Annotated in this window: 9 protein-coding genes (1 of these 9 only partly in view); all 9 read left to right on the plus strand. The window is 41.1% G+C overall.

All coding sequences use genetic code 11. The features are described from left to right. Nucleotides 1-244: 244 nt before the first annotated feature. A complete protein-coding gene (gene comA, locus QC759_RS00735) occupies nucleotides 245-1021 on the plus strand; it encodes a phosphosulfolactate synthase (RefSeq protein ID WP_048073744.1) in 777 nt (258 codons plus the stop codon). Next, complete coding sequence (locus tag QC759_RS00740; RefSeq protein ID WP_048073743.1) at nucleotides 1018-1794, plus strand: ATP-binding cassette domain-containing protein; 777 nt, start codon at nucleotides 1018-1020, stop codon at nucleotides 1792-1794. The genes comA and QC759_RS00740 overlap by 4 nt, the downstream gene beginning before the upstream one ends. A 305-nt stretch (nucleotides 1795-2099) precedes the next feature. After that, nucleotides 2100-2801: a GTP-binding protein gene (locus QC759_RS00745; RefSeq protein WP_048073742.1), complete on the plus strand. Its 702-nt coding sequence runs from the start codon at nucleotides 2100-2102 to the stop codon at nucleotides 2799-2801. A 21-nt stretch (nucleotides 2802-2822) separates the two neighbouring features. Further along, on the plus strand, nucleotides 2823-3509 hold the full coding sequence (locus QC759_RS00750; protein ID WP_048073741.1) for a (Fe-S)-binding protein: 687 nt from the start codon (nucleotides 2823-2825) through the stop codon (nucleotides 3507-3509). Nucleotides 3510-3564: 55 nt separating this feature from the next. Beyond that, on the plus strand, nucleotides 3565-4458 hold the full coding sequence (locus QC759_RS00755) for a coenzyme F420-0:L-glutamate ligase (protein ID WP_048073740.1): 894 nt from the start codon (nucleotides 3565-3567) through the stop codon (nucleotides 4456-4458). Between the two features lie 380 nt (nucleotides 4459-4838). Further along, the gene (gene tfe, locus QC759_RS00760) at nucleotides 4839-5324 is read left to right on the plus strand and encodes a transcription factor E (protein WP_048073739.1); all 486 of its coding nucleotides are present in this window, start codon (nucleotides 4839-4841) and stop codon (nucleotides 5322-5324) included. A 119-nt stretch (nucleotides 5325-5443) separates the two neighbouring features. Then, complete coding sequence (locus tag QC759_RS00765; RefSeq protein ID WP_048073738.1) at nucleotides 5444-5956, plus strand: TIGR00295 family protein; 513 nt, start codon at nucleotides 5444-5446, stop codon at nucleotides 5954-5956. A 225-nt stretch (nucleotides 5957-6181) separates the two neighbouring features. Continuing rightward, nucleotides 6182-6820, plus strand: a complete 639-nt coding sequence (locus QC759_RS00770) for a TfuA-related McrA-glycine thioamidation protein (RefSeq protein ID WP_048073737.1) — start codon at nucleotides 6182-6184, stop codon at nucleotides 6818-6820. Nucleotides 6821-6931: 111 nt separating this feature from the next. Then, nucleotides 6932-7500, plus strand: partial view of an ATP-dependent sacrificial sulfur transferase LarE gene (larE, locus tag QC759_RS00775; RefSeq protein WP_048073736.1) — the 5' portion only. It continues 478 nt past the right edge of the window; only the first 569 of its 1047 coding nucleotides appear in the window; its start codon is at nucleotides 6932-6934; its stop codon lies beyond the right edge, outside the window.

Here is a 7500-nt window from a genome sequence, read left to right on the forward strand (position 1 = left end):
AGAAACTTGAAAAAACTAAGACCCTAAAAATTTATATGTCTTTCCGGCCAACGCCTATGGTGTTTTTAAAATACTTTATATTATAAACAACGATCTACATATGTAATCAGTTAGTCCTCTGAAATTATTTCATCTGAAATTATTTCAGATATAAAAGATAACTCATATGTAGAATCTGATGTAACTAAAAATAAATTGTATGATAGACGGAAGTTCATGGAGTAAATAAAAGAATGTGATGTTTATGAACGCCTTCAATTTTCTCACACCACAACGCACACCAAAAGCCGGCACCGGAATAACCATGATGTTGGATAAAGGAATGGGTCCGGTTTTTTTAATAGATCTTCTTGAAATCTCGGGAAGATATGCAGATCTCGCTAAATTTGGGTGGGGAACCTCTGCTATCCACAACCGGGAACTCATCAAGGAAAAAGTGGAAATATATCATTCTTACGATGTTAACCCCTATCCTGGTGGAACTCTCTTTGAAATTGCCTATTCCCAGAATAAACTGGAAGAATTTTTAGATGAAGCTGATAAACTGGGATTCGGTGCAGTAGAAATATCAGATGGTACCATTGAAATTTCTAAAGATGAACGAATGGAGATCATTTCCACGGTAAAAGAACAGGGATTTTTAACCATAACTGAAGTGGGTAAAAAAGATCCCCACCAAGACCACCTTCTATCCCCGGAAGACCGTTTGGAAATGGTTAACCTCGATCTGGAGTTTGGTGCTGACCTGGTGCTGATGGAGGCCCGTGAAGGTGGAAAGGGGATCGGTGTTTTTGATAATAAAGGGAATGTTAAAGAAGATGAATTACAAACACTCATTGAAGGTACCCCTGTTGATAAAATAATATGGGAAGCTCCCCAGAAAGCTCAACAAGCATATTTCATTTTAAAATTAGGAGCCAATGTTAATTTAGGTAATATACCACCAGATGAGATCACTGCCCTGGAAACCATGCGATTAGGTCTGAGAGGAGACACTTTAGGAAAGGTGAATCTGGGATGATAGAAGAGATAACTATTATGGGCGGTTTCGACAAGCAAGAAAACCCGGAACCCGTTAAAAAAGTTGTAATAAAAAGGGGAGAAATCTTTGGAGTGGTAGGACCCACTGGAAGTGGTAAAAGCTCCCTTATAGGTGATATAGAACAACTCTCCCAGGAAGATAGTTTCTCCCGTAGAAAAATACTGGTCAACGGTGAGGAACCCAGTTACGAAGACCGGACCAACCCCCGGAAAAAAATGGTGGCCCAGCTTTCCCAGAACATGAATTTCTTGGCGGACATGACTGTGGGAGAATTTCTAAGTTTACATGCCAAGTGCCGTGGGGCCAGCAGCAAATGTGTGAATGCAGTTATTGAACTGGCCAACACCCTAACTGGGGAACCCATAAAAAAGGATCACGACCTCACCATCCTCAGTGGGGGTCAATCAAGGGCCCTCATGGTTGCCGATGTGGCTATTATCAGCAACTCTCCTATCGTACTCATTGATGAGATTGAAAATGCAGGGATCAGGAAACACGATGCCCTGGAAGCCCTGGCCGGGCATGGTAAAATAGTCATGGTGGTAACCCACGACCCGGTACTGGCCCTCATGACTGACAAGCGAATTGTCATGAAAAACGGTGGAATGCAGAATGTTGTATCTACCAGTGAAGAAGAAAAGACCATCTCTCAGAAATTGAATAAAATCGATGAGTTAATGTTAAGTTTACGGGATAAAGTCCGTAATGGCGAAATTATTCAAGATATTAGTATGGAAGATTTGGAATCATAAAATTCCAAGCCGGATATGCCAATTACGTGATGAAGTGGATTTAAGATAACCAGTATAAATGGAAAATTCAATTTTTTCTCTGGATACACAGGTAACTCCAAATTATACCGTAACTCGGTATATGACAGTAACTCGGTACGAGGAAAAAAACATTAACCAGCGGGTTCAACTTTATAGTTACCCAATTATTTTTTTATAAATCGACTGAAATTTAGGAAATACCTATCCAAAAGACCTAAATTAAAAAAAACTAAGTTAATCAATCAATTTAAAATTAATATAATGCACTAGAACGGTGATCTTCTATGAGAATGGTAATTGTTGCCGGGACACCCGGTTCTGGAAAAACTGCGGTTTTAATTCACGCTCTGCGCAGTTTAAATGAAAGTGGATTAAAATCTGCAGTGGTAAAAATTGACTGCCTGTACACTGATGATGATACTAAATTTGCCAAGGTAGGAGTACCCACCAAGGTAGGACTGTCCATGGACATGTGCCCGGACCACTACGCTATCTACAATCTGGAGGAAATGGCTGATTGGGCAGATGAAAACGATGCAGAACTTCTGGTGGTGGAAACTGCAGGATTATGCCACCGTTGCGCACCTTTCACAGTGAACTCCCTGGGAGTTTGTGTTATAGATGCCACCAGCGGTCCCAACACACCCCTTAAGGTAGGGCCATTCCTGAGTACGGCAGATATTGCGGTGATCACCAAGGGAGATATGATATCCCAGGCAGAAAGGGAGATATTCCGGGAAAGAGTTCTTGAAGTAAACCCAAATTGTAAAATAATAGAAGCTAATGGTTTAAGTGGGCAGGGATGCACGGAACTGGCTGATGAAATTAAGAAATCCCAGGAAGTCACCCTGGAGGGTGAAAAACTACGACACTCAGCTCCACTGGCAGTGTGCACCCTCTGCGTAGGTGAAACCAAGGTGAACAAGAAATACCACCGGGGTATATTACGTCGTATCGATGGATTCCAGAGTTACGAAGGGGAATAATAAGATAACAGGTGTTAAGCAATGACTGAAGTTCCAGTTGATGTTGGTCAGCAAAATAAGATTCTAATGCTACTTCCGGGTTACAACTGTGGCATCTGTGGATACGCCCGCTGTGATGAGTTTGCCGGGGCACTGACCCGGAAAAAAGTGGACCTGGAGAAGTGCCGTTTCCTCTCTCAGGAAATGTTCCAGGATGATCTGGCAAAAATACAGGAAATCTTAAAGGAAATAAAAGTAATCCCTGAAGAGGAGAAAATTGTGGGAGTTTTAGATGGATACGAGGCAGACCTTATACTGAAACCCCTTCCTGAAGAAGAATCCTGCAGAGAAACCCTCTACCCCTTTACCCGGGAAGAGATTAAAGCCGGTGAAATCATAAGATACCGCCCCCTGGGCTGTCCCATCACCCACTTTGCCCGGGTACTGGAAGAAAACCATGGATTGATCACCGTGCACCTGGTTGGCCCCTGCCACCGTCTGGATAGTGAGGCTGAATTTAAATTTAAAGACGTGGGAGTGTGCATGGTGGGAGGATTTGAAGGAATTATTGAAGGTAAATTACCCCGGGTGGGAGAAACCGTACGCTTCCTACCTTACCACTGTATGATGCAAAAGGTTCACTCCGGGGTTGTGGTTCAGTTGGAAGGTAGAAGAGCCTTAATTGAAGGTATAGACCTGAAGGTATGGGCACCTCCCCTAAAGGGATAAATGGAACCCTGTGGAAATTTTTTAAAAAAACTTTTTCCTTTTCTTTACAGATAACATGAATCATTCACCCTCTGAATCTCATCTTAAAGAGAAATACTCCACCTATTCTGAAGGAAACAATAATTACCAGATGATAGGTGTACAAACAGGTTACATCAAACCAGGAGAATCCTACGATGTTATACTGGACCGGGCAGCAAAACATCTTCAGGACCAGGACTTTCTGGTGATTTCCGAAACTCCCCTGGCCATATCTCAGGGTAGACTGGTGGATGAAACAGAATTTATACCATCCTTAAGCGCCTATTTACTGGCAGAACTATGGTCCAAGTACTTATGGGGCTATTTTCTCGGTCCCCTGCTGGGTATTAAAAAGAGAACCATTAAAAACCTCAGAAAACTCCCCCCTGAGGCTCGCCCCCATAAAGAATTAATATTGCAACGTTATGGTTGGAGACATGCACTTAAACCTGCATCTGAGGCAGGAGTTGATTTGAGTAATGCCCCTGGAACTTGTGTTTCTTTATTACCCCATGATCCACAGGGCCTTTCCGAAGAGATTGGGGCAAAAATTGTTAACAGCAGTGGTAAAAATGTCACCGTGGTTATAATTGACACTGATGCCACTTACCAGCTTGGAAAAATAATATTCACCTCTTTACCAGTTTCTGCCAGTGGAATAAGAAATAACTGGGGATTATTTGCTTATTTATTAGGTCGTTTTGGTCGTATTCTGGGCCCCACTCCACTGGGAATTTCCCAACACCATAAACTTGAAAAGATTTTCCAAATTGCCCGTGCAGCAGAAGAACACCAGAAAATCCATGAAAATAATATGGAAACAGTTTATGATATGCAGAAATTATTGGAGGGGAAGGTTAACACCATAACCATAGACATGCTGGATTCAATAACTCACATGCCGGCAGTCATAGTTCGTGAGGTATAAAGAATGATTTTAAACTTCTTTTTATTAAATGGATTTAGGTGATTTTTGCTGAAGTAGGGTGTGATTTGAAAAAATTTAAATACTATCTGTACCATAGAATAGTTAACCCAAGATATTTTTAACACCAGCAGATAGCCGTAATACCAACAATGGCTAATGCATGGTTATTGGTTAATAAAATCGGGTAGGGGCAGAGATATATTCATCTTTTAAAATGTAGGGCGGCTAATTTGTACCAAGGGGCAGTATTATAATTAGCATTGCTTGATTTTTTGCCTATCAATTTTATGGTTTTTTTCTTTCATGAACCACTAAAGTTCATACCTAAACCTGAACCCGACAGCTACTAAAAAATATCAAAATACGAAGGAGGCACCTAGATGCTCGCAGATCCCAATGTGCAGGAAATTCTCATTGATGTTACTAAAGATGATGAGAATAGCATCCCCATTATTCAATGTCTATTGAATGGTAAAACTACCGATGAGGAAATTGCTGAAGAAACTGAAATCAGACTTAACATTGTGAGAAGAATACTTTATAAGTTATATGATGCCGGCGTGGCCAGCTACAAGAGAAGTAAGGACCCTGAAACCCAGTGGTATACTTACAGCTGGAAATTTGAGGAAGATAAAATCGCGGAAATCATATCTGATAAGGTTGAAAAGTTCTCCCAGGAACTTCACCAGTCACTGGAATATGAAGAAGACAACATGTTTTTTGTCTGTCCCAATGGTTGTCGCTATAATTTTGAAGAGGCATCGGAAAGAAATTTCATATGCCCGGACTGCAACACCAACATGGAGTTCCAGGATAATTCATCAATAATTATGGAATTAAAGGAATTACAGGAAAGGATGAGCTAATTTCCCACTCTCCCTTTCAACCTTGATGTTTACTTAACTTTCCATTATACTTCCAACGTTCAGTATCCCTATTCTATATGGGCGCTATAATTTTCCCAGAAACTTTAGTGGGTGAATAATTGATTTTAAATGAAAGTAACCCTTCCCAAATTTTACAAGAATTTAACTGTCCTCCTTTTGTGATTGCACACTCCAGAGCAGTCCTTTCCAGGGCAATAAAAATGAAAATGGAGTTTGAATTGGAAGTGGATATGGAACTGGTTAAAACCGGAGCCCTGCTACACGATATAGGTCGCTCCCAGACCAATGGCATAAAGCACGCTGTGGTGGGAGCAGAACTACTAAAAGAGAGGGGGTTTCCCTGGGAAGTAGTTAACATTGTGGAAAGGCATATTGGTGCGGGAATTAGCAGGGAAGAAGCGAAAGTTCTGGGACTTCCCCCTAAAGACTACCTACCACTTACCTTAGAAGAGAAATTGGTGGCCCATGCTGATAATCTTATCCACGGCACACAGGAAGTTGATTTAGAATTTGTAATTAAAAAGTGGAGGAAGAACCTGGGAGAAAACCACCCTTCCATACCCAAAATCATAAAACTCCACTCGGAAATTACCAAAACCCCAGTTACTTAATTACTAGTAGGTAAAACTCCTATTATGTTATAATAAGGAAAAATCATTATTTTTAAGTTATAAATGAAGTGAGGGCATTACTTATTTTAGAAATTCATTTATTCCATAAATTACAATTTTATTCTAGTATTCTTTAATTCATATCCGGTGAAAATCACCGAATACCTTCTCATTAAGTTCAAATCTAAGGAGAATTATAACTGAACATTAACGGTAGGTGATAAATTGGGCAAACGAATTGTGGTTTTTATTGGACCTTCACTTCCTCTGAAAGAGGCTAAACAAATATTAGATGCTGATTATCACCCGCCGGTAGCTAGAGATGATGTGGCTGTCCTTTTAGACGATCCTCCCCAAGTAATTGGGATAATCGACGGTGTTTTTCACCAGCAGCCGGCAGTCTCCCACAAGGAAATACTACGCGCATTAGATGCGGGGATAACTGTGGTGGGTGGTTCCAGCATGGGGGCACTTAGATCAGCGGAACTGGATTACGCGGGCATGATTGGGATTGGAACAGTTTACCAGGAGTACCGGGATGGAATAATAGAATCTGACGATGATGTGGCCATTGTATTCGATCCGGTAACCCACGAACTTCTCTGTGAGGCTCTGGTGAGCATGAACCATAATTTCCAGAGGGCGGAAGCAGAAGGTATAATTAATTCTCGTGAAGTGCGAATGCTTTATGAGACTGCTAAAAAAATTTACTATCCTCAGAGGAATTATCCACGGGTTCTAAACGACGCTGATCTGGATGAAGATAAGAAAAAGAAACTTGAAATCTTTTTAAAGGAAAAGGGAACTGATATTAAGTCTGAAGATGCCCGTAAAGTCTTGACCTACATTAAAAACATGGATTAAATATTTAAGAGCGGGGAATTATTTAAGAGCTGGAAATTAAAAATGGACACTCTGGATATTTTATTTTAATGGACACAACAGGAAAGCTTGTTAAATTAGTGGGTATACACCATGGATCTAAAAGAAAAAATGGATGATTTGAGGAAGTATCTGCACGGAAAAAAAGTGGTGGTAGCTTTTTCTGGGGGTGCTGATAGTACCTTAATGGCCTCTGTTGCACAGGAGGAGGCTCAGGATGCCCTGGCAGTTACGGTGGATAACGGAGTTATGCCCGCAGAATGTGTGGACAACGCAGAAGAAATAGCCCAGAAAATTGGGGTAAAACATTTAGTGGTCCATAGTAATTTTCTCGATGATCCTGCCTTCAAAATCAACCCACCTAATCGGTGTTATGTGTGCAAACTGAAGATGTACCAGGAACTGGATAAAATAGCCAGAACCAGGCATTACGATTGCGTGGTTGATGGTACTAATATCAGTGACCTCCTGGAGGACCGGCCAGGAATAAGAGTTAACCTGGAAAAGGAAGTTAAAATGCCCCTGGTAAAATCAGGATTCACCTCTCAGGATGTGAGAAACATTTTAAAAGAGTTGAACATGGATTATAATCCTTCCACCACATGTTTGGCCACCCGGATTTCAACCGGGGAGGAAATCACCCTCTACAAGATAAACCGCAT

Source organism: Methanobacterium formicicum (genome assembly GCF_029848115.1).
Taxonomy (GTDB): domain Archaea; phylum Methanobacteriota; class Methanobacteria; order Methanobacteriales; family Methanobacteriaceae; genus Methanobacterium; species Methanobacterium formicicum.